Here is a 22,743-nt window from a genome sequence, read left to right on the forward strand (position 1 = left end):
CAGGAGCCCGTCACATGGCCATGTCATCTCTGCCTGCCGTCACTTCCGGTCAGCCAGCCTCGCCCCAGGGCGGCAAGCCCGCTCAGGACGATCGGTCTGCCGGCGGTTTCGCCCAGCTGTTCGCGCAGGCCAGTCAACCCGGCAAGCCGGCTGGCGGCGTCGAGAGCAGCGCGCGCAGTGCAACGAACAATGCAACGAACAGCGCAACGAACAGCGCAACGAATCGCTCGGCCGGATCCCTTGCCGACGCCGCTGGCGAGCAGAACGACTCCGATGATGCCATGACGCTGGCCAGCGATGGGGCACAAGCCTTGCTGAGCCTGCCTGCCCAGGCTGGCGCCGTACTGGCCACGAGCAAGGGTGCGCTGGCAGGCAGCCAAGCGACAGTGCTCGCCGCGGCGACCGCGGATGCCAACCCCGGCGGTACCGGCAACGGGCTGATCTCGGGGTTCGCCAGCGACGAGCTGGCGGGGATTCAGGAACGCCTCGACACCCTCGCCCGCTTCCGCGACAACACCCCGCTCAACCCGCTGGGCCAGGCCATTGCCCAGGTCCAGCAGGTGAGCCAGCAAGGCGGGCTCGAGCGTAACCTGTTGAGTCAGGCCGGCGGCAACGCGCTGAAGGCGGCGCTTGACGCTACCGACCTGAAAAACGGCCAGCCGGTGTCGCTCGGTACCGGCGGGACAGTGACCGACGATAAAGCCGCCGCGGGGGCTTCCGCTACTGCCGGCGCTGCCAACTCGGCCAGCATGGGAGCGCTCAGCAACGGCGGTGCCACGCTGAACTGGACGCAGCAATTGCAGACCCAGGTCGCCGCGTCGCCTGGCGGTGCAGGCGCCCAGGGCCAGGGCGGAGGCGGCGCCTGGCTGTCGAGCATCAGCGAGAGCCTGAGCGCCGCTCGCACCGGCAACGCGGAAACCTCCGCCATGCCCCTGCATGCCGGCGCGGGGTCGGGTGCGACACCCTCCACCGCCACGCTCAGCGCCAGTGTCGTCCAGACGCCCACCCTGAGCGCCCCGTTGGCTTCGGCCGAATGGCAGCAGAGCCTCGGCCAGCAGCTCGTCAATCTACAGCAGCGCGGCGGCCAGCGCGTGCAGCTGCACCTGAATCCAGCCGAGTTAGGCCCGCTGTCGATCAGCCTCAAGGTCGATGATCAGCTGGCCCAGGCCCAGTTCATGTCGGCCAATCCGCAGGTTCGGGCCGCCGTGGAACAGGCCATCCCGCAATTGCGTGAAGCGCTCGGCGAAGCCGGCATCCAACTCGGCGAAGCGATGGTCGGCGACCAGCAGCCAGGCCAGCAACAGGGCCAGGACGGCACCGATGCGCATCGCGTCGCCGGGTCCATGGGCTCCGGCACCCATAGCGTCACGAATGATGCCCTCGATGACGCAGCGCTCGGCCTTGCCGGCGGCCTTGCCATCAGCGGCGTGGATCTCTACGCCTGAAGGGCGGGCCGGGCGAACCCGGCAATCCCAGGCCTTCACTAACCTCGTCGGCGGCCAGTAGGCCTGAATGCATCAGCCGTCGCCCCGGGTCACGGCACGTTTCGCAAAACCCCGAGATAGCCGTAAATCGGCAGCCTTTTTCGGCCACTCCGAAAGCCCCGCTGCCGGCATACTTTCCCCATCACGATCAACGACGGCGTAAGCAATGGCCAAGACGAAGACCGAAGGCAAGAAGAGCAAGCCCTGGTGGCTGGCGGGACTGCTGATCATCCTGTTATCCGTGGCTGGCTCGGTGGGGGTCTACTTGCTGCTCGATTCCCGCTCAGTCGCCAGCGAGGATGAGGTAACCCAAGCCGCACCGCCCGCCGAGGCAGAACCGCCGATCTTCGTGTCGGTTCAGCCGTTCACGGTCAATATTCAGAGCGACGATTATTCGCAGCGCTTGCTGTATATCGGCCTTTCCCTCAAGGTCGGTGACGAGCAGAGCAGTGAGCTGGTAAAGATGCATATGCCGCAGGTGAGAAGCCGGCTGCTGATGCTGTTGTCCAGCCAGAACGCCGACGATCTGATCACGCCGCAGGGCAAGGAGAAGCTGTCACGACAGATCCTGGCACTGTTCGACCAGCCCTTCAGCGAGCCGCAGCCGACGCTGGTCGTCGATGACGTACTCTACACTGACTTCATTGTGCAATAGGACATCATGGCTCAAGACGATCTGCTCTCGCAGGATGAGATCGACGCCCTGCTCAAGGGCGTCAGCGGCGAGGAAGAGACCCCGGCCCAGGATTCGACGGCTGGCTCGCGCGTGCGTCCCTATGACCCGGCCACCCAGCATCGGGTCATTCGCGAGCGTCTGCATGCGCTGGACATCATCAACGAGCGCTTCGCCCGCCAGTTCCGCATGAGCCTGTTCAATCTGCTGCGGCGCAGTGCCGACATCACCGTCGATAGCGTGCGCTACCAGAGCTACAGCGATTTCGCACGGCACATTCCGGTCCCCACCAACATCAATCTGATCGGCATGAAACCGTTGCGCGGCACCGCCATGGTGGTCTTTCCGCCCAACCTGGTGTTCATGGTGGTCGACAATCTGTTCGGCGGCGACGGGCGCTTTCTGACCAAGTCGGAGGGTCGCGAGTTCACGCATACCGAGCAACGCATCATCCAGCGCCTGTTGCGGCTGGCGATCGACGCCTATCACGACGCCTGGAAGTCGGTCTACCCGCTGGAGATCGATTACATCCGCTCCGAAATGCAGGTGCGCTTCGCCAACATCACCAGCTCGCCCAATGAAATCGTGGTCAACAGCAGCTTCCATCTGGAAGTCGGCAACCTGTCCAGCGATTTTCAGATCTGCATGCCCTACTCGATGATCGAGCCAATCCGCGATCTGCTGTCGGGACCGTTGACCGACAGCAACGCCGAGGAGGACCGCCATTGGGGCCAGCGCATGGCCGGCGAGATCAAGGAATCCCAGGTGGAACTGACCGCCGACTTCGCCGACATCACGACCACTCTGGGCCGCGTGATGTCACTCAAGGAAGGCGACGTGCTGCCCATCGAGTTGCCGGACATCGTCGCCACCCGGGTCGACGGCGTACCGGTCATGCAGTGTGAATACGGCAGCCAGCATGGCCAGCGCGCGCTACGCGTGCGCCGTCTGATCGATCATGCGGCATCCAATGCCAAGTTTTTTGCTCCCGGCCTGACCGCCGCCGGCGCCAAGGAATCCGACAATGACTGACCCGAAGAACCCCGACCAGCCGCACTCCGACGACGATTGGGCAAGCGCCATGGCCGAACAGACTGCCGAAGGCGACGCTGCCGCCGACGACCCCTGGGCGGCGGCGTTCGCCGAGCAGGAAGAAGCCGAACATCAGGTCGAGGAACAGCCCCAGCCGCTACCCGGCAATGCCCAGGCCGCCGGCGACGCGGTGTTCAAGCCGCTCGACGGTGCGAGCGGTGCCAACGGCTCGATGCGCGATCTCGAGATGATCATGGACATCCCGGTCAAGCTGACCGTGGAACTGGGTCGCACCCGCCTGACCATCAAGCAGCTGCTGGAACTCGCCCAGGGCTCGGTCATCGAGCTCGACGGCCTCGCCGGCGAGCCGATGGACATCCTGATCAACGGTTACCTGATCGCCCAGGGCGAAGTCGTGGTGGTCGACGACAAGTATGGCATCCGCATTACCGAAATCATCACCCCCTCCGAGCGGGTTCAAAAGCTCAACCGATGAATCAGACTTCCGCAACCCAGGATGCGGCCGAGTCCATCGGCAGCGCACAAGGCGACCTGATGGGCCTCGCCGTGCTCGGCAAGACGGCGCTCGCGCTGGGGCTGGTGATCGCCGTGATCTTCGCCTGCAGCTATCTGTTGCGGCGCATCAACGCCGCACGCGGGCGAGGCGATCGTCATCTCAAGGTCGTGACCAGCACCGCCATCGGCCAACGCGAGCGGGTGGTCATCGTCGAGGTCGAGGGCACGTGGCTGGTGCTGGGTGTGGGCGGCGGTCAGGTCACGACGCTGCACGAACTGCCGGCACCCAGCGAACCCGAACGCGCTGAAAGCGCCTCTGCCGAAGCACGGAGCTTCGCCGCACGCTTCGCCACGGCGCTGCGCGCCAATGCGCGTGGCACGCTGGGACGGCGCGACAGCCGCTCCGGGCGTGGAGAGGACGAATGATGAATTTTCTGCGTCCAATCCAGGAGCCCGCTCGAGCGCGAGATGCCCTCGCCAGCTGGCGGCTCGTCGTCCTGCTGCTATTGGCCACGCTGGCCCTCGTCTCGCCGCAGGCGCTGGCCCAGTCGGTGCCCGGGCTGACCAGCCAGACTCTCGCAGGCGGCGGCCAGCAGTGGTCGCTGAGCCTGCAGACCTTCCTGCTGCTCAGCTCGATGGCCTTTTTGCCGGCCCTTCTGCTGATGATGACCAGCTTCACCCGGATCATCATCGTGCTCGGCCTGTTGCGCACCGCCATGGGCACCGCGTCGGCGCCGCCCAATCAGGTACTGCTGGGTATCGCGCTGTTCCTGACGTTTTTCATCATGTCGCCGGTGCTTCAGCAGGTCTACGACCAGGCCTGGCAGCCATTCTCCGACCAGCAGATCAACTTCGACGTGTTCCTCGAGCAGGCCAGCCAGCCGTTTCGCGAGTTCATGCTGGCCCAGACCCGCGAGCCGGACATCGCCCTGTTCGCGCGGCTGGCCGATGCCGGCACGTTCCAGGGCCCCGAGGACGTGCCGATGAGCGTGCTGCTGCCCTCGTTCGTGACCAGCGAACTCAAGACCGCCTTTCAGATCGGCTTTACGATCTTCATCCCGTTTTTGATCATCGACCTGGTGGTTGCCAGCGTGCTGATGTCGCTGGGGATGATAATGGTACCGCCGGCAACCATCTCGCTGCCGTTCAAGCTGATGCTGTTCGTGCTGGTCGACGGCTGGCAACTGCTGATCGGCTCGTTGGCCGAAAGCTTCTACTTTTGAACCGCCCTATCCTGTTTTCCCGGCTCTCCCTCTCGACACGAGCCGCCGCCGCAAGCCTTCAGGAGGCCTTGATATGACACCGGAAATGGTGATGAGCATGGCTTACCAGGGCATGAAAGTGACCCTTTACCTGGCCGCGCCACTGCTGCTGACGGCGCTGGCCGTCGGTCTGCTGGTCAGCCTGTTCCAGGCCGCCACGCAGATCAACGAGACGACCCTGTCTTTCATTCCCAAGATTCTCGGGGTCTTTGCCGCCCTGGTACTGGCCGGCCCCTGGCTGATCCAACTGATCGTTCAGTTCACCACTGAACTGTTCAAGAACATCCCGTACATGCTCGGGTAGGTCGACAGCGGATGATCGAGGTCACTTTCGACCAGCTGCAAGGCTGGATCGTCGCCTTCCTCTGGCCCTTCATGCGCCTATCCGCCTTCCTCATGGCGGCACCGCTGTGGGGGCATAGCAGCATACCCCGGCAGTCCAAGATCGCCCTGGCCGCTGTACTCGCCTATGTCATCGCGCCGACGCTGCCGCCTCTCCCCGACGTACCGATCATCTCCTGGGAAGGGCTCGGCATCATGATCGAGCAGACCCTGATCGGCGTGGCGATCGGTCTGATCATGCGCATCGCACTGGCCGTGGTGATGGCCGCCGGCGAGTATATCGGCCTGCAAATGGGTCTGGCCTTCGCCACCTTCTTCTCGCCGGATACCGGTACCAATACCATGGTTCTGTCGCGATTTCTGTACATGATCACGCTGCTCATGCTGCTGGCATTCAATGCCCATCTGGTGGTCATCGAGATTCTCGCCGAATCCTTTCGCACGCTGCCGATCGGCATACAGGCACTCAATCCCGACGCTTTCGAGTTCATCGCTCGCTACACCAGCACCATCTTTACCGCAGGGCTACTGCTCGCCCTGCCAGTGGTCGCGGCGCTGCTGATCATCAATCTGTCACTGGGGATTCTCAACCGCGCCGCACCGCAGCTGACGATCTTTTCGATTGGCTTTCCCATGACGCTGACCGTGGGACTGGTGCTGATCGCGGTACTGATGCAGGATTTAGGGCGCTTTCTGGAGATACTGTTCGCCCAGGCTGTTTCGACGATGCGCGAGATGCTCGAGCTGCTGGCCAGCTAACCCGCGCCTCCGGCTGATCATAAGCTCGTCGGCGTGCCTCGACACCGAGCCGAGAAACTTTTTCCGCCATCGGGTACCTTAGAGAGACTGCCTTGCCCCATCCGGTCAGACGAGACACCCCATGAACCGCACAGATCGCCGCTCCTCCCATCGTCTCGTTCGCGGGGTGGCAAATGCGTTCGGCATCGGCCTGCGTCGTCGCCTGGGCCTGGGGCTGCTCAAGCTGGCGCTGACCATCGCCAGGATGGCGGATCGACTGTTGTCCGGCGGCGATAATCCGCAATCAACCGCGTTGCCCAGCGGTCGCCACCCCACGCATCTGCGCACGCTGCAAGCCTGGTTGCAGGCTCGCAAGGCGGGTCTGCAGGCCATGGATGTCGATCCACTGACCGGAATCGGCACCCGCCAGGCCGCGCTCGGAGAAATCGGCCGACTCATCGAGCACAGCGAGAACTTCGTGCTGCTGCGCATGAGCATCAACAATCTCAAGACCATCAACCAGCATCTCGGCAACGGCGTCGGCGATCAGCTGCTGGTCGCGCTGGCGCAGCGGCTGCTGCAATTGCAGTTCCATCGAGGCCAGGTCTACCGGCTCGGCGGCGATGAATTCTTGATGCTGGCGGCTTGTCCCGCCAACCCGACGGAGCTGCACGAACACCTGCGCCAGGCACTTTGCCAGCCGCTCGAACTGGAAGGCACGTCGCTGATCCCCTCGCTCTCGCTGTCGGCGCTCAGTTACCCCGAGCATGGCCAGGAAGCTCGCCGCCTGCTGCGCCGCTCGGGCATCGCCCTGTCGCTGGCTCGCCAGGGCCATGACGGCTACCGCGTCTATCAGGAGGAACTCGATCTGCGCGACGACCGTGAACGGCAACTGCTACGCGACATGGTGCTGGCCGTGCGCGACGACCAGCTGCGCGTCGTCTATCAGCCCAAGATTCATATCGCCGACGGCCGCATTGCCGGCTTCGAGGCCCTGCTGCAATGGCAGCATCCGCAGCTCGGGCTGCTGCAGGCCGATACATTCCTGCCGCTGGCGGTCGCCTCCGGCCATATGGCGCTACTCGGCGACTGGATGCTCGAGCAGGTGATCGGCCAGATGGCCGGATGGGCGGCTAAGGGGCGCCCGCAGCATGTCGCCGCCAACCTCTCGGCGGTCGACCTGGAGGATGCCCAGTTGAGCCGACGAATTGCCGGCTGGCTGGCCGAGCGGGGGGTCGATCCACGGCTGCTGATGCTCGAGGTCACCGAGCAATCGATGATGCGCGAGCCGGCCCTGGCGGCACGCTTGCTGGGCGAGTTGCGCGAATCGGGCATCCAGGTCGCCATCGACGATTTCGGTACCGGCTATTCCTCGCTGACGCAACTACGCCGCTTGCCATTGGACGTGCTCAAGATCGACAAGTCCTTCGTGCTCGACTTGCCCAACCAGCCCGATGATGCGCTGATCGTCGATGCGACCATTGCCCTGGCTCACCGCTTCGGCCTGCTGGTCATCGCCGAAGGGGTGGAAAGCCGCCGGCACCTGGACCTGCTGGCCGCAGCCGGCTGCGACCAGGCCCAGGGCTTTCTGATCTCGACGGCCCTGGACGCCGACGCCGTGCTCGGCTGGCTCGCCACGTATTCGCCTTCAGCGCGGCACAACGTCGCAGGCTGCTGATGCAAACTTGAATTATTTCGACAGCCTCCGCAAGTTCTGCGACTTATTGACGCCGCAGATGACCGATCGGCATCTCCAGACGCTGCTGGCCATGCAGCAGGTTGAGCAGCACGATCGCCCGCTCCTCGCCCTTTTGACTCTCGAATACCGCCTGCAGGGCACGGAACGGGCCGTCGCTGATCTCGACCGTTTCGCCGGCACGAAAATAGACGTTGGCGGTATGCGCTTCGGGCTGCTGGCCGGCGCTGTCCTGCAAGGTCGAGATCAGCTCGTCCTCGACCGGCAGCGGCTCGTCACCGAAACCCACCAGCTTGAGCACGCCGCGGGTCGAGCGGATCGGCCGCCAGTTGCTATCCAGCCGATCGAGGCGGATGAACAGATAATAGGGAAACAGCGGTTCGTCGAGCCAGCACAACTTGCCACGACGCTTCTTCTGGACCTGGAGCACCGGGTGAAATATTTCATAGCCCTGATTGTCCAGATGCTCGGCGGCACGAAAGGACTCGCCGCCCTTGCACTGGATCAGATACCAGCGGGGCACGGCATCGGGATTGGCCATGGCCGGGTTGTCGTTCGATTCACTCATCAGGCATCCTCGCGCAGTGCCGCTATTCCTGAGCCGCCGCCGCACAGCGATCGGCGATTGATCCAAGCTGCGGAAACCTCGTAAGTTACCCGCTGGCCTAGGACGTTTGACCGATTCAGCCAGTCTAGCATCGATGCCCGCAGGGGTTGATGCCCTTGCGATGCACCCCACAGGCAGGAGAGCCCTTGCATGCCCCGTACCACCCAACGCCGCAGCTGGCGCGACGCGCTGACCGTCTATCGCCAGCCCCCGGTCGTCGCCATGCTGTTTCTGGGCTTTTCCGCCGGCCTGCCGTTCCTGCTGGTGTTCTCGACGCTGACCGCCTGGCTGCGCGATGTCGAGGTGGAGGTCGCGGCGATCGGCTTCTTCTCGTGGATCGGCATGCTCTATTCGATCAAGCTGTTCTGGGCGCCGGTGGTCGATCGTCTGCCGCTGCCGCTGATGACGCGCTGGCTGGGCCAGCGGCGCGGCTGGATGCTGCTCGCTCAGGCGGTCATCGCTACCGGTCTGGTGGGACTGGCCAGCGTCGATCCGCGCAACAGCCTGACGGTCGTCGCCCTGCTTGCCCTGCTGGTCGCCTTCGGCTCGGCCACCCAGGACATCGTGATCGATGCCTTTCGCATCGAATCGGCCAGCGAGACGGTCCAGGCGGCGATGGCCTCGACCTACATCATCGGCTATCGCGGCGGGCTGCTCGCCGCCGGCGCCGGCGCGCTGTACATCGCCGACATGGCGTCCTGGCATGCCGCCTATCTAAGCATGGCCGCGCTGGTCGGCGTCGGCATGCTGACCGTACTGCTGCGCCCCGAGCCACCGCGCACCGCGCTTGCCGTGCAGCTCGTTCACGAGCCGCGCGTGCGGGCCTTCCTGCGCAGGGCCGAGCATCGACCGCGCTGGCAGCGTCGCCTCGGCGCCTGGCTGATCGGCGCCATCGTCTGCCCGTTCACCGACTTCTTCAGCCGCTACGGCCGTCAGGCACTGTGGTTGCTGCTGCTGGTGGGGATCTACCGAATCAGCGACCTGTCGATGGCGGCGATGGCCAATCCGCTGTACATCGATCTGGGGTTTTCGCTGTCGCAGATCGCCAATGTCACCAAGGTCTTCGGCATCGCCATGAGCATCGCCGGCGGCGTGCTCGGCGGGGTGCTGGTGGTGCGCTACGGCGTCGCCACCATGCTGGTGATCGGCGCGGCGCTCGCCGCGGCGACCAATCTGCTGTTCGTCGCCCTGGCGCTGTCCGGCGCTCAACTGCCCATGCTGGTGGTGACGATCATCGGCGACAATCTGGCCAACGGCCTGGCCAGCACGGTGTTCATCGCCTTCCTGTCGAGCCTGACGTCACGGGCCTACACGGCGACGCAATATGCGCTGTTCTCGTCGTTGATGACCTTGCCGGGCAAGTTCATCGGCGGCTTCTCGGGGGTGATCGTCGCCGACCAGGGGTACAGCGTCTTCTTCCTGTGGGCAGCCTTGCTCGGCCTGCCGGCGATCTGGCTGGCCTGGCGGCTCGGCCGCCAGCCCGGCGCGCTCGACAGCGGCCGAATGTCTCAGCCGACGGCCGACTGATCAGCGCGAGCGGGAGCCCGTGACACAGCGGCGTTGCTCGTCCAGCCAATTGAGCGCACCGCGGGTGGCCAGCCACTGATCGCGCATCAGCGCTCGATACTGCCACGCCTCCGCGCGGGTGCCGGGCTCGGGTATCTCGACGGCCAGCGACACCGGCCTGGGTCTTTCGGCGCACATCAGGGCGATGACGTGGCTGTTGGTATCCTGCACGGCGCTCAGCGAATCGCGGGCCTCGTCGAAACGCTCGAGGCGATACAGCGCCAGTACGCGCCCCATCAACACGCCAAGCAGCGGCGATTCTCCCTCGGCCGGCGACTGATCGCTGAGCCTCACCGCTTCCTCGTCACGCCCTTCGCGCAGCAATTGATCGAGTACCAGTTCACGCAGGCCCAGGCTGTCGTGATCGTCGAGCACCAGCAACCGCTCGGCGAGATGACGCGAGCGCTGGCGAGCGCCGCGCTCCATGCCCACCACCAGCGCCAGTCCGGTGCGCAGCAGCACGGCATTGTCGGCATCGTCCCAGGCGAAGCGTCCACCCACCGCCTCGAGCTGATCGAGCCAGCGTTCGAAACGCGCCGCCAGCGGCGCGAAGAAGCTTTCGGCCATCCATGGCAAGCTGCCGAAGCGGCTGGCCAATGCCATGCTCAGCATCTGCACCACCCGCGGCGAATCCAGCCATTCAGGGTGGGAACACAGCGCACCGAGCCAGTCGCCGGCGTGCGGCCACGGTTCGTCGGTAAAGCCCAGCGCCGCGTCCTCGTCGATCTGCACCTTGAACTCGGCCTGCCAGGCGGCATGCAGGGTGTCTTCGCGAGCCGCCGAGTGATACGCCAGGTTGCCGTCGGCGTTGATCTCGAAGTGCAGCAGCGGCGCGGTGGGCAATGCCTCGAGCAATGCCTGCAGGTTGGTCAGCGGTTCGGCCAGCCCCTCCTCGGAATTGAGCATCTGCTCGGCCAGGGTGGCGCCGGGGTTGTCGGCCAGCTCGGCGAGAAATTGCAACTGATCGGGGTCCAGATCGCCCTGGCGCGCCAGCCGGCGGAACCAGAACCGCGCCCGCTCGCGCGCCTCATCAGGATGCCCCTCGTGAAGCAACAGCATGGCCTCGATGTAGGCCAGGGTCGGCGAGTCGGGCAGCGTCTGCTGGGCACTCACGAAGGCCTCGCGAGCGCTGGCCAGGTCGTCGCTGTCGAGATGCATCAGACACAGCCGCTCCAGCGCCACGCCGCGCAGGAACAGCGGGCCGCGCTTGAGAATCTCGTCGAGCAACGCGGTCTTCTTGCGATGGAAACCGCGCTCCTGATAGATATCGATGAGCAACTCGAAGGCCGGCTCGGTCTGCTCCGGCAGTTGATCCCAGTCGGCCGCGTCGAACAGCGCCTCGAGTACCTGCTGGGCACGCCCGCGCTGGCCGCCCTCGGCGGCGATCAGGCCGGCCTCGAGCAGTGCCTGGGCCGGTGCCCGGCCGCTGTCGAGCGCCGCCTTGAGCGTTTCGCCCTTCCAATCGCGCAGCGAGAGCATCCACATCAGGTACGAAGGGATGGCCCCGGGCAGCGTTACCGCACCACAGCACTCCTTGGTCTTGCGCCCCGAATCGCACCAGCAGGGCTCATTGGCGCCCGGCCGTGCCAGCGGCTCGCAGGCGAAATTCTGACGTTCCAGCGGAGTCTGGTTCCATAGCTCGGGGGCCAGCGACTGGGCCATCCCCAAGTCGTCGCCCACATACTTCACGCCCTCCTGGCGCGCCCAGACCATCAGCGACGGGTAATGCTCATGATCACGGATGGCAGCCAGCGCGCCCCCGGCATATCCCAGCAGCTGTTCCACCCACATCGCCAGCATGGCTTTCTCCTTGGAAAATCGACCTCAGTCTAACATGGCTCGGCACCGGCAACCCATCGTCCGGCCGGCGTCTATGGCGCGCCCCGGTAGGCGGTGCTAGGGTTGGCGCCTGCCGTCCAGCCATGAGGAAGCGCCCCCTTGCGCCTGCCGTTTCGCCGAGCCTCCCGAACCGTTGCCGAGACCCCGCAGGTGCGCCTGGAACGCGAGGGTCGCGACGAGATACGGCGCATCACCGCCGCCGTGGAAAAGGTTCCCTGGACGGTCAATCTGCTGCAGATCCTGTGGACTGCGGGGCCGGTCACACTGCTCGGCGCCTGGGGCGGATACCTGCTCGGCTACGGCAAGGCGCCGACCGCCGAGAATTACATCTTCTTCATCTCCTACACGGTGATCACCGGCGCCGCGGGGATCATCGCCAACGTTGTCCATAACCTCACCGGCGGCCGCCGCGCCGAACGCACCGCGCACAAGATCGAACGGGTCATCAAGAGCCTGCCCGAACTGCTGCTGGTCACCCGCAACCTGATCGTCGAGAGCCTGGAGGGTGACGCCCGGCGTCGCGAAGCCGCGGCGATGCTGCTGCGCAAGCAGGATCTCTCGCCGGAGGGCGTCGAACTGGCGGCCATCGAGCTGCTCGACGATCGCGACAGCGCGCGGGTGATCGCCCAGATCGACATCTACCGACGGGTCGGCCTGCATGCGCGCATTCAGGATCTAGTCGCGCGCTACGGCGAGACGCTCGAGCCGCAGTTCGCCGCGATCGCCGACCTCGCGCCGGATGCCACGGCGCTGCTGCGTCAGCGCTTCGAAGGCCACGCCCCGGACCTGCGCGACGGCGTGCCGCGCGACACCAATTTCATCGAGCGCGTCCTGGCAGCCATCGAGCGCGACGACGAATTGCTGATGACGCTGCAGGATGTCGAGGAGATGCTGATTCTCGCCTTCGAGCTGATCAGCGGCCGCAAGATACCCATGCTGACTTTCGAGTACCGGGGCCGCTGGCGTCTGGCCCAGGCCCTCGACGCGCTCGAGGAGGCCCGCGCCCGCTATCGCATCGCCCAGGCCACCGGTCTGTCGCGGCTCAAGGCGTTGACCGCCTATCTGGCCGAGCAATCGGGCACGCTAATCGAGGATGCCGCCGCCGGACTGCGCGCCGACGTGTTGCTCGAACGCTCGCTGCAGGCCATGGATGCGCTGGCCGAGCAGACCCAGCACCTGGCCCCGACGATCGCTGACGGCCCGCCCGGGCGGCGCAGCCAGCTGCGCCACAAGGCCGAGCTGCTGACCAACGCCCTGCGCCTCTACAAGGCCGCCTTCAATGCCTACGAGGCGGTCGGCCGCAGCCACGCCGTGCTGCTCAAGCGCGCCGAGCGCTGGGAGCAGATCAGCGCCCGCCTCGGCGACGAACAGACGCGCCTGCGGCTGGGCCCCGGACGCCGCGGCCTGCGCCTGCGCGAACAGGTCATTGCCCTCGACGATGCCGCCAAGGCCGAGGTCTGCAAGCATCTCGCCAGGCATCTCAGCGCCACCGGCATCGAGCAACCGCAGCGTGCCCGCCGCAGTCAACTCGAGCGCGACTCGCGCATCGCCGTGGACATCGACGCCGCGAAGCGCCTGGCCATCGAGATCGCCCTGGCGCTGGAGCCGCACATCCAGTTGTCGCGCCCCGAGGTGCAGCGCGCCATCAACGGCTCCAACGCCGCCGATTTCGGCCAGCTCGAGCCCAACCTGTCGGCTGCCGCCAAGGCGGCGCTGGGCGCGGCGATGGTCAAGGAGATCGACGTCGATCTGTCGCGCACTGCGGAATCGCTGGCGCTCGCCCTGGTCCGTCATTACCGGGTCGATCTCGATCCCGCCGCCAAACGCTTTCTGATCGCCCAGTACGGCGCCCGCGAGACCACGCTGAACATGCTGAGCAACTTCCAGGCCAGCCATTCGCGCAGCGATCCACGCAATGTCAGCTTCCTCAGCCAGCGCCCGCCGGCGGTCAGCCCGCCGCGCCGCGACTGGTACCGCGCGCTGGTACAGGCCAAGCGTGCGCTCGGCGCGAGCAAGCCGTGATGCGTCGTCGCGGCTCATGGCACAATGCGCTTGGCTGTATAGAGATACATATCGACAACGCCCCGTCGGAAGCCTTGCCATGCGCCTGATCATTGCCGAGAAACCCAGTCTGGCCCGCGCCATCGCCGATGCCCTGCCCGGCAGCTTGCAGCGCATGGAAGGCGCGCTGCGCGTCGGCGACGACGTCGTCAGCTGGTGTTTCGGCCACCTGCTCGAACAGGCCGCCCCCGACGCCTACGACGCACGCTTCAAGCAGTGGCGGCTCGATCACTTGCCGATCGTCCCCGAGCAATGGCGCCTGACGCCGCGGCCCAAGGCGCGCGGCCAGCTCAAGGTGCTGCGCGGCCTGTTCAAGCAGGCCAGCGAGATCATCCATGCCGGCGACCCCGACCGCGAGGGGCAGTTGCTGGTCCAGGAGGTGATCGAGCATCTCGGCTGGCGCGGCCGCGTGCAGCGCCTGCTGATCAGCGATCTCAACCGCCCGGCGGTACAGCGCGCGCTGGCCGGTCTCGAGGACAACCAGGCCTATCAGGCGCTTTTCCGCGCCGCCGAAGCGCGCTCGCGCGCCGACTGGCTGTACGGCATCAATCTGACCCGCGCCTGGACGCTGACCGGGCGTCAGGCCGGCCATGACGGCGTACTCTCGGTGGGTCGGGTGCAGACCCCGGTGCTCGGCCTGGTGGCGCGCCGCGATCGTGAGATCGCCGCCTTCGAGCCGCGCCCCTTCCATGTGCTGTGGGCGGACTTCCGGGTCGCCGCGGGCAGCGTGCGCGGCTGGTGGCAGCCCGGCGAGCATCATCCGCTCGACGACCAGGGGCGGCTGCTCGAGCGAGCGCCGGCCGAGGCGCTGCTGGCGAAATTGCCGGGGACGCAGGGTCGCCTCGACAGCCTGGAACGCCAGGACAAGCGCCAGGCGGCCCCGCTGCCCTACTCGCTATCGGCGCTGCAGGTCGACGCCGCCCGCCGCCATCGGCTATCCGCCAAGCAGGTGCTGGATACCTGCCAGGCGCTCTACGAGCGCCACCAGTTGATCACCTATCCGCGCTCCGACTGTCGGTACCTGCCCGAGGCACACTGGGCCGAGGCCAAACGGGTTCTGAGCGGCGCCTGCCGCAGCGACGACACGCTGCGCGAGTGGCTGGCCGGCGCCGACTTCGGCCGCCGCTCCAAGGCCTTCAACGACAAGCAGGTCGGCGCTCACCACGCACTGGCGCCTACCGGCAAGCCGGCCGATCCAAGCCGATTGTCGAGTGCCGAGGCGAACGTCTTCCGCTTGATCGCCCGCAACGTGCTGGCCCAGTTCTATCCAGCGCTCGAGACCCGCGAGATCAAGGCGACGTTCAGCGTGCTCGGAGAGCGCTTTCGCGCCCAGGGCCGCGAGATCCGCGTAGCCGGCTGGAAGCCGCTGTTCACCACCCGTGACGAGGCGCCGCCGCTGCCGCCGCTGACCGAGGGCGAGCCGGCCACGGTCGACGCTGCGGGCATCGACGACAAGCAGACCCGCCCGCCCGAACCGTTCACCGACGCCAGCCTGATCAAGGCGATGATGCACATCGCCCGCTACGTCGACGATCCGGCGGTCAAGCGCACCCTGCGCGACACCGACGGGCTGGGTACCGAGGCGACCCGCGCCGGAATCATCGAGACGCTGCTGACCCGCGGCTATCTGGTGCGCCAGGGCGGCGCACTGCGCGTCACCCGCACCGGCCAGGCATTGATCGCCGCGCTGCCCGAGGCCGCCACGCGCCCCGAGCGTACCGCGCTGTGGGAGCAGCGGCTGCGGGCGATCGCCGAGGGCAGCGATCAGCCCGCGCCGTTTCTCGACGCGCTGGTCGGCGACGTGCGTCAGTTGCTGACCGCCGCCGACGCCCAGCGCATGCGTCAGGCACTGGGCAGCGCCGAGGGCTTCGCCAGCGCCGCGCCGAAGCGTCGCCAAGCCACCGCCACCCGGCACTCCAAAGCGGATAGCGGCCAGTCAACCGCCAAGCGCCGTGCCACGCGCAAGTCGGGCGCCCGCAGCAAGCGGCGCACGCCGGAGCAGTCATGAAAACAGTCGCTGCCAGCGGCCCCTGGCTGATCCTCGGCGCCGGCTCGCTGGGCCGACTGCTGGCCTGTCGGCTGGCGAATCACGTCGAACTGGCACTGCTCGCTCGCCAGGCAAGCCGGGCGCCATTGTTGCTGACCGATCCCGCGGGCGCGCAGAGCGCTCATTCCATCGCCCGGCTGCGCCTCGATCAGGCACCGTCGACGCCGGCGATGCTGCACATCACCACCAAGAGCCATGCCGTCGAGCCGGCGCTGCGCGAACTGGCGCCGCACATCGCCCCCGCCACCCCGCTGGTACTGTGGCAGAACGGGTTTCAGATTCAGCAGCCGCTAACCCGGCGCTGGCCGGGGCCGGTGCTTTGCGCCACCACCAGCGAGGGCGCGTATGCCGACGGCAGGGATGGCGTGGTCCACGCCGGACACGGCCATACCTTTATCGGCCATCTCGATGGCGAACATCCCGGCCTGGCGGCGCAGATCGCCGGCGTGCTCGCTAGAGCCGGGCTGGCCAGCGCAGCGTGCGACGACATTCACCGCCGGCTGTGGCACAAGCTCGCCGTCAACGCCGCGATCAATCCGCTGGTGGCGCGCCATCGAATCGCCAACGGGCGCCTGCGCGAACCGGCCTTTCGGCCCCGGGTCGAAGCGGTGATTGCCGAGGTGGCGAGGATCATGGACGCGGAAAGAATCGCCCCACCCGAGTCGGGCTGGACGACGATGGTCTGGCGGGTGATCGAGTCGACCGCCGGCAACCGCGCCTCGATGCTGCAGGACGTACTCGCCGGGCGGCCCACCGAGCGCGAGGCGATCCTCGCGCCGTTGCTGGATGCCGCGACACGTCACCGGCTCGACGTGCCGGCACTCACGGATCTCTATCGCCATACGCCGGAGTAAGACGGAAGACGGAAGACGGAAGACGGAAGACGGAAGACGGAAAGCAGAGTAATCAACTCGCAAGAGGCTCGCGAAGGTTGGTCCTCAACTACGCCCATAAGCTTGATGGCAAGGGTCAAACTCATGGGCAGTTGATTTTGGCGAGCGCTCTTTCTTCCAGCCGCGCAGCGGCGTTCTTACAGCTTGAAGCTTACAGCTTCAAGCTGTCCTTACCCCGTATTGCGCAGACCGGCGGCGATCCCCGCCATGGTCACCATCAACGCCCGCGACAGCGCCGGACTGATCGCCCCGTCGGCGTCGCGATTACGCTGCAGCAGCTCGGCCTGCAGGCCGTGCAGCGGGTCGATGTAGGGGTTGCGCACCTCGATCGCCTGGCGGATCAGCGGCGTGCCCTCGAGCAACTCGTCCTGGTCGAGCACCGACAGCAGCACGCCATGCAGACGCCGCAGCCGGTCGCGCAGCGAGGAGCCCAGCGCCTGCAGGGCCGGCTCGTCGACCAGCCGATGCTCGTAGTATTCGGCGATGTTCAGGTCGGCCTTGGCGAGCAGCATCTCGAGCATGTCCAGATAGGTACCGAAGAACGGCCAGTTGTCGCGCATTTCACGCAGCCGCGCCAGGCCGTCAGGCTCCTCGAGCCGGGTCGCGAAGGCCTCGCCGCTGCCCAGCCAGGCCGGCAGCATCAGCCGGGTCTGGGTCCAGGCGAAGATCCACGGGATCGCCCGCAACGATTCGACGCCCCCTTCCTGACGGCGCTTGGCCGGCCGCGAGCCCAGCGGCAGACGGCCCAGCGCCCCTTCGGGAGTAACCGCGCGGAAATACGGCACGAAGTCGGGGTCCTCGCGCACCACCCCGACGTAGGCGCCGTGGGCGATGCCCGCCAGCCGGTCCATCTCCTCGCGCCATTCCGGTTGCGGGTCCGGCGGCGGCAACAGCGTCGCCTCGAGCACCGCGCAGGCGTAGATCTCCATCGAACGCAGCGCGATGTCGGGCTGGCCGAACTTGAAGCGGATCATCTCGCCCTGTTCGGTGACGCGCAAGCTGCCGTTCACCGAGCCGGGCGGCTGCGACAGGATCGCCGCGTGGGCCGGACCGCCGCCACGCCCCACGGTGCCGCCGCGGCCGTGGAACAGCGTCAGATCGACGCCATGGCGCTGACAGACCGTGACCAGCGTTTCCTGGGCGCGGTACTGGGCCCAGGCGGCGGCCAGCTGGCCGGCGTCCTTGGCCGAATCCGAATAGCCGATCATGACTTCCTGGCTATCGCCGGCAAGCGTGCGGTAATCGCGCAGCGACAGCAGCTGGTCGATCACCTCGCCGGCGCGATTCAAGTCGTCGAGGGTCTCGAACAGCGGCGCGATCGGCAGACGCACGTCGCCGCCGACCTCTTTCATCAGCAGCGCCACGCTCAGCACGTCGGAGGGGTGACCGGCCATCGAGATGACATAGGTGCCCAGCGCTTCACGGTGTTCGTTGGCGATCACCCGGAAGGTGTCGATCACCTCGCGGGCCTCGCTGGAGCAGTCCCAGCGGCGCGGAATCAGCGGGCGCGGCGACATCAGCTCCTCGAGCAGGAATTCCTGGCGGCGGGTCTCGTCCCACTCCTGATAACGCCCCAGGCCAAGGTAATCGCTCAGCTCGTCGAAGACCTGGGAGTGGCGCGTCGATTCCTGGCGAATATCGAGCTTGGTCAACGAGACCCCGAACACCGCCACGCGGCGCAGGGTGTCCAGCAGCACGCCGTTGGCGATGGTGTCGAGACCGACGTCGCACAGCGAGCGGTAGCAGGTCAAAAGCGGCGCGTAGAGCTGGTCGCGGGTCTCGATGATCGGCCCGTTGTCGTAGGGCGCGCCGTCGAGGCACGCCTGGGCCCAGTCGCGGGTCGCCTCGACCCGCGCAGTGAGCCGCTTGAGCAGTGCCCGGTAGGGTTCGGCCTCGTTGCCGACTTCGGCCTTGAGTGCACTGTTGGCCTTCCACATCGACAGCTCAGCCCGCAACTGTTCGAGATCCCGCAGGTACAGGTCGGCAGCCATCCAGCGTCCCAGCAGCAGCACCTTGCGGGTGACCTTGGCGGTGACGTTGGGGTTGCCGTCGCGATCGCCGCCCATCCAGGAAGCGAAGCGCAGCGGCGCGGCGTCCAGCGGCAGGCGCTCGCCGGCGGACTCGAGCAGCAGGTTGTCGAGATCACGATGGAAATCGGGCACCGCCTGCCACAGCGAGTTCTCGATCACCGCGAAGCCCCACTTGGCCTCGTCCACCGGCGTGGGCCGCTCGTGACGGATCTCGTCGGTATGCCAGGCCTGACTGATCAACTCCTGCAGGCGGCTTTGAATCCGCGAGGCCTTCTCGGGGTAATCGATGGCGCCTTCCATCGCGGTCAGGCAGTCGTCGATGGCATCGTATTTCTGGATCAGCGTGCGCCGGATGACCTCGGTGGGGTGCGCGGTCAGCACCAGTTCGACCCGCATGCCGGCGAGCGTCTCGACCAGATGGCGTGGGCTGTAGCCGGCGCGGTTGGCGCGACCGAGCAGCTCGCCGAGTACCGGCTGGAAGCCCGGCTTGTAATCCTCGACGCGACGAAACCGCGCGCGATAGTGCTGTTCGGCGATATTGGCCAGGTTGAGAAACTGGTTGAAGGCGCGGGTCACCGGCAGCAGATCGTGCTCGGGCAACGCCCGCAGGTACTCGATCAATTCGCGCTGCGAGCCGCCCTCGCCCTGGCGGCCGGCCTTGGCCAGGCCGCGGATGGCCTCGATCTTGTCGACGAAGCCGGGGCCCAGGTCGTCGGCGATGGTATGCCCCAGGCAGTCGCCCAGCACGCGAACGTTGTCGCGCAGCGATTCGTGCAGGTCGTCACTCATTGAGGCTCTCCTCGGTCGGGTTCTTTTCGCGGCGTTTGGCGTCTTCCCAGTGCCGGTCCATCTCCTTCAGCGAGGCACTGCCGGGTGCGTGACCCTCGTCGGCCAGCCGACGCTCGACATGTCGGAAACGTCGCTCGAATTTACGGTTGGTGGCACGCAAGGCCTGCTCGGGGTCGGCCTTGAGCCGGCGGGCCAGATTGACCGCGGCGAACAGCAGGTCGCCGACCTCCTCGCGGGCCTGGTCAGCGTCATTCGCGGCCAGCGCCGCCTCGACCTCGACGAGCTCCTCGCGGACCTTGGCGATCGCCCCCCGGGTATCCGGCCAGTCGAAGCCGACCCGCGCCGCGCGCCTGGACAGCTTGTCGGCGCGCGACAGCGCCGGCAGCGCGCGCGGCACGTCGTCCAGCGCCGAGACGACGGCTCGGCCTTCGCGCTCGGCGGCCTTGCGCGCCTCCCAGCGCGCATTGACCTGGCGGGTCTCCACCTCGGCGGCGCTCACGCCCTCGCGCCGCGAAGCCAGCGTGCCGTCGGGAAACACATGCGGATGGCGGGCGAGCATCTTGGCGGTCAGCGTATCGACGACGTCGTGGAAATCGAAGCGCCCCTCTTCAACGCCGAAGCGGCTGTAATAGACCACCTGAAACAGCAGGTCGCCGAGTTCGCCGGGCAATTCGTCGAAGGCGCGCCGCTCGATGGCATCGGCGACCTCGTAGGCCTCCTCGAGGGTGTGCGGGACGATGCTATCCCACCGCTGCTGGACGTCCCACGGACAGCCGTATTGCGGATCGCGCAGCACCGCCATCAGCTCGAGCAGATCGTCGAGCGAATGGCGCGGCCGGGCATCGGTCGAACTCATCGCTTGGCTCCTTGAGCGCCGCTGCGCAGGCGCTTGACGTCGATGACGTTGGGCAGTTGCTGGATGCGTGCGAAGATCCGCCCCAGCGATTCGAGGCCGTCGACCTCCAGGTTGATGGTCATGCGCGCGACGTTGTCGTCCCTGTCGGTGGCGGTATTGACGCCCATCACGTTGACCTTGTCGTTACTCAGCACGTGGGTCACGTCGCGCAGCAGGCCGGAACGATCCCAGGCCTCGATCTGCATCACTACCGGATACTGAGTGCGGGCCTGGTCGCCCCACTCGACATCGACGATGCGCCCCGGCTCCTCACTGCGCAGTTGCAGGATGTTGGGGCAATCCTGGCGATGAATGGTCACCCCGCGCCCCTGGGTGATGTAACCGATGATCTGCTCGCCGGGCACCGGATGGCAGCAATTAGCCATGCTGGTCTTGAGATTGCCGACACCGAGCACGGTGATGCCCTCGCCCGGCGCCTTGGTCGAGCGCCTGGGCTTGGCCAGCAGCCGGTCGAGCTGTTCCTCGTCGTCGGTATCGCCGAACAGTTGCTGGGCCTGGTGCAGCACCTGACCGATGCGCAGGTCGCCGGCGCCGATCGCCGCGTACATGTCCTCAGGGCTCTGATAGTTGACCGCGCTGGCCAGCGTCGCCAGGTCGAAGCCCTCGAGATCGAGCCGCCGAAACTCCTTTTCGAACAGGGCACGGCCCTCGTCGAGATTCTGATCCCGCGCCTGGTGCTTGAACCACGACTGGATCTTGGCGCGCGCCCGCGAGGTCTTGACGAAGCCCAGATTGGGGTTGAGCCAGTCGCGACTCGGGCCGCCCTTGGTGGCGTTGAGGATCTCGACCTGCTGGCCGGTCTTGAGCCGGTAGGTCAACGGCACGATCCGTCCGTTGACCTTGGCGCCGCGGCAGCGATGGCCGATCTCGGTGTGCACGCGGTAGGCAAAGTCGATCGGCGTGGCCACCCGTGGCAGGTCGATGACATGCCCGTCGGGCGTGAACACGTAGATGCGATCCGGTGCCACGTCGCTCGACAGCCCCTCGCGCAGGTCGCCGATATCGCCGACCTCGTCCTGCCATTCGAGTACCTGACGCAGCCAGGCGATCTTCTCTTCGTAGCTACGGCTCTTGCCGGCGACGTCGTGGCCCTTGTAGCGCCAGTGCGCACAGACGCCGAGCTCGGCCTCCTCGTGCATGGCGAAGGTGCGAATCTGGATCTCCAGCACCTTGTTCTGCGGGCCGATCAGTGCCGTGTGCAGCGACTGGTAGCCGTTTTTCTTGGGGTTGGCGATGTAGTCGTCGAACTCGTTGGGCACGTGGTGCCAGCGCGAGTGGACGATGCCCAGCGCGGTATAGCAATCGGCGACTTCAGGCACCAGGATGCGCACCGCGCGCACGTCGTAGATTTCCGAGAAGTCGATGTGCTTGCGCTGCATCTTGCGCCAGATCGAATAGATGTGCTTGGCCCGGCCGGTGACGTCGTAGCGGGCGATGCCGTGCTGATCGAGCAGCGACTTGAGCGTGCCGACCACGTCCTGTATGTAGTGCTCGCGATCGACGCGCTTTTCAGCGAGCAGCTTGGCGATCGCCTTGTAGTCCACTTCGTGCAGATAGCGGAACGACAGGTCCTCGAGTTCCCACTTGAGATGACCGACGCCCAGCCGGTGTGCCAGCGGCGCGTAGATGTCGAACACCTCACGGGCCACGCGCAGCTGCTTGTCGCGCGGTGCATCCTTGACCTGGCGCAGCGCGCAGGTGCGTTCGGCGATCTTGATCAGCGCGACGCGCACGTCGTCGATCATGGTCACCAGCATCTTGCGCAGGTTTTCCTGCTGGTTGTGCTGCGAGAGCCCCTGGCTGGGCGTCTGCTGCTGGCTGATCGCGGCCATGTTGAGCACGCCGTCGATCAGCCTGGCGACGTCCGCGCCGAAGCGCTTCTCGATCGTCTCGAGCGCGACCAGCCCCTCACGCACCGCGCGATACAGCACGGCGGCCTCGAGCACGTCCTGCTCGAGGCGCAGCTCGCCGAGAATATCGGCCATCTCCAGCCCGGTGCGGAAGCTCGAACCATCCTCGAGCCAGGCCTTGTGCGGCTTCTCGGCCTCGCCGGCGAGCCGGTCGGCCAGCTCGCAGGCCACCTTCATGCCATCGACGTCGCGCAGCGTCACGTCATCCTGCAGTCGCTCCAGCCAACGCGCGATGTCCACGCGCCCCTGGCCAGTCAGCGGCTGGTCTTCACGAACCTTGACCATCGCCTCGGGTTCCTCCCGTCGTTGTTCTGTTGCGTCTCAGGGTCGCCGAGCCGGAAT

General features: G+C 66.5%; 18 protein-coding genes. 13 read left to right on the forward strand and 5 right to left on the reverse strand.

Annotated elements, in window-relative coordinates; genetic code table 11:
- Positions 1-14: 14 nt before the first annotated feature.
- The 9 genes from HALZIN_RS17090 (at position 15) to HALZIN_RS0107805 (ending at position 7,725) form a co-directional block, all read left to right on the forward strand.
- Positions 15-1,445, forward strand: coding sequence for a flagellar hook-length control protein FliK (locus HALZIN_RS17090; protein ID WP_051907433.1), 1,431 nt, complete (start codon positions 15-17; stop codon positions 1,443-1,445).
- A gap of 205 nt (positions 1,446-1,650) precedes the next feature.
- The gene (gene fliL, locus HALZIN_RS0107770) at positions 1,651-2,139 is read left to right on the forward strand and encodes a flagellar basal body-associated protein FliL (protein ID WP_031383661.1); all 489 of its coding nucleotides are present in this window, start codon (positions 1,651-1,653) and stop codon (positions 2,137-2,139) included.
- Positions 2,140-2,145: 6 nt separating this feature from the next.
- The gene (gene fliM, locus HALZIN_RS0107775) at positions 2,146-3,189 is read left to right on the forward strand and encodes a flagellar motor switch protein FliM (protein WP_031383662.1); all 1,044 of its coding nucleotides are present in this window, start codon (positions 2,146-2,148) and stop codon (positions 3,187-3,189) included.
- Positions 3,182-3,685, forward strand: coding sequence for a flagellar motor switch protein FliN (fliN, locus tag HALZIN_RS0107780; RefSeq protein ID WP_031383663.1), 504 nt, complete (start codon positions 3,182-3,184; stop codon positions 3,683-3,685). The genes fliM and fliN overlap by 8 nt, the downstream gene beginning before the upstream one ends.
- The gene (gene fliO / locus HALZIN_RS0107785; protein ID WP_031383664.1) at positions 3,682-4,131 is read left to right on the forward strand and encodes a flagellar biosynthetic protein FliO; all 450 of its coding nucleotides are present in this window, start codon (positions 3,682-3,684) and stop codon (positions 4,129-4,131) included. Before fliN ends, fliO begins: the two co-directional genes overlap by 4 nt.
- On the forward strand, positions 4,131-4,928 hold the full coding sequence (gene fliP / locus HALZIN_RS0107790) for a flagellar type III secretion system pore protein FliP (protein WP_035575553.1): 798 nt from the start codon (positions 4,131-4,133) through the stop codon (positions 4,926-4,928). The genes fliO and fliP overlap by 1 nt, the downstream gene beginning before the upstream one ends.
- A gap of 73 nt (positions 4,929-5,001) precedes the next feature.
- Positions 5,002-5,271 (forward strand): flagellar biosynthesis protein FliQ, encoded by a 270-nt coding sequence (gene fliQ, locus HALZIN_RS0107795; RefSeq protein ID WP_031383666.1) that lies wholly within the window; start codon positions 5,002-5,004, stop codon positions 5,269-5,271.
- An 11-nt stretch (positions 5,272-5,282) separates the two neighbouring features.
- Complete coding sequence (fliR, locus tag HALZIN_RS0107800) at positions 5,283-6,068, forward strand: flagellar biosynthetic protein FliR (RefSeq protein ID WP_031383667.1); 786 nt, start codon at positions 5,283-5,285, stop codon at positions 6,066-6,068.
- A 121-nt stretch (positions 6,069-6,189) separates the two neighbouring features.
- Complete coding sequence (locus HALZIN_RS0107805; protein ID WP_051907434.1) at positions 6,190-7,725, forward strand: putative bifunctional diguanylate cyclase/phosphodiesterase; 1,536 nt, start codon at positions 6,190-6,192, stop codon at positions 7,723-7,725.
- Between the two features lie 43 nt (positions 7,726-7,768).
- On the opposite strand, the gene rfaH is transcribed toward HALZIN_RS0107805, so the two are convergent.
- Positions 7,769-8,311, reverse strand: a complete 543-nt coding sequence (gene rfaH / locus HALZIN_RS0107810) for a transcription/translation regulatory transformer protein RfaH (RefSeq protein ID WP_031383669.1) — start codon at positions 8,309-8,311, stop codon at positions 7,769-7,771.
- A gap of 189 nt (positions 8,312-8,500) precedes the next feature.
- Here rfaH and HALZIN_RS0107815 point away from each other — a divergent pair, with 189 nt between their 5' ends.
- Positions 8,501-9,877 (forward strand): AmpG family muropeptide MFS transporter, encoded by a 1,377-nt coding sequence (locus HALZIN_RS0107815; protein WP_035575241.1) that lies wholly within the window; start codon positions 8,501-8,503, stop codon positions 9,875-9,877.
- Here HALZIN_RS0107815 and HALZIN_RS0107820 read toward each other — a convergent pair whose 3' ends face one another.
- A complete protein-coding gene (locus HALZIN_RS0107820; RefSeq protein ID WP_031383671.1) occupies positions 9,878-11,716 on the reverse strand; it encodes an SEC-C domain-containing protein in 1,839 nt (612 codons plus the stop codon).
- A 138-nt stretch (positions 11,717-11,854) separates the two neighbouring features.
- Between HALZIN_RS0107820 and HALZIN_RS0107825 the strand changes: the two genes are divergently transcribed.
- The 3 genes from HALZIN_RS0107825 (at position 11,855) to HALZIN_RS0107835 (ending at position 16,717) form a co-directional block, all read left to right on the forward strand.
- On the forward strand, positions 11,855-13,777 hold the full coding sequence (locus tag HALZIN_RS0107825; RefSeq protein ID WP_031383672.1) for a hypothetical protein: 1,923 nt from the start codon (positions 11,855-11,857) through the stop codon (positions 13,775-13,777).
- A 79-nt stretch (positions 13,778-13,856) separates the two neighbouring features.
- Positions 13,857-15,824, forward strand: coding sequence for a DNA topoisomerase III (locus HALZIN_RS0107830; RefSeq protein ID WP_031383673.1), 1,968 nt, complete (start codon positions 13,857-13,859; stop codon positions 15,822-15,824).
- On the forward strand, positions 15,821-16,717 hold the full coding sequence (locus HALZIN_RS0107835) for a ketopantoate reductase family protein (protein WP_031383674.1): 897 nt from the start codon (positions 15,821-15,823) through the stop codon (positions 16,715-16,717). The genes HALZIN_RS0107830 and HALZIN_RS0107835 overlap by 4 nt, the downstream gene beginning before the upstream one ends.
- Before the next feature lie 209 nt (positions 16,718-16,926).
- On the opposite strand, the gene ppc is transcribed toward HALZIN_RS0107835, so the two are convergent.
- The 3 genes from ppc to relA are packed head-to-tail and all read right to left on the reverse strand — an operon-like array spanning position 16,927 to position 22,686.
- On the reverse strand, positions 16,927-19,575 hold the full coding sequence (ppc, locus tag HALZIN_RS0107840) for a phosphoenolpyruvate carboxylase (RefSeq protein ID WP_031383675.1): 2,649 nt from the start codon (positions 19,573-19,575) through the stop codon (positions 16,927-16,929).
- On the reverse strand, positions 19,568-20,431 hold the full coding sequence (mazG, locus tag HALZIN_RS0107845; protein WP_031383676.1) for a nucleoside triphosphate pyrophosphohydrolase: 864 nt from the start codon (positions 20,429-20,431) through the stop codon (positions 19,568-19,570). Before mazG ends, ppc begins: the two co-directional genes overlap by 8 nt.
- A complete protein-coding gene (relA, locus tag HALZIN_RS0107850) occupies positions 20,428-22,686 on the reverse strand; it encodes a GTP diphosphokinase (RefSeq protein WP_031383677.1) in 2,259 nt (752 codons plus the stop codon). Before relA ends, mazG begins: the two co-directional genes overlap by 4 nt.
- Positions 22,687-22,743: the final 57 nt, after the last annotated feature.

The organism is Halomonas zincidurans B6 (genome assembly GCF_000731955.1).
GTDB lineage: Bacteria > Pseudomonadota > Gammaproteobacteria > Pseudomonadales > Halomonadaceae > Modicisalibacter > Modicisalibacter zincidurans.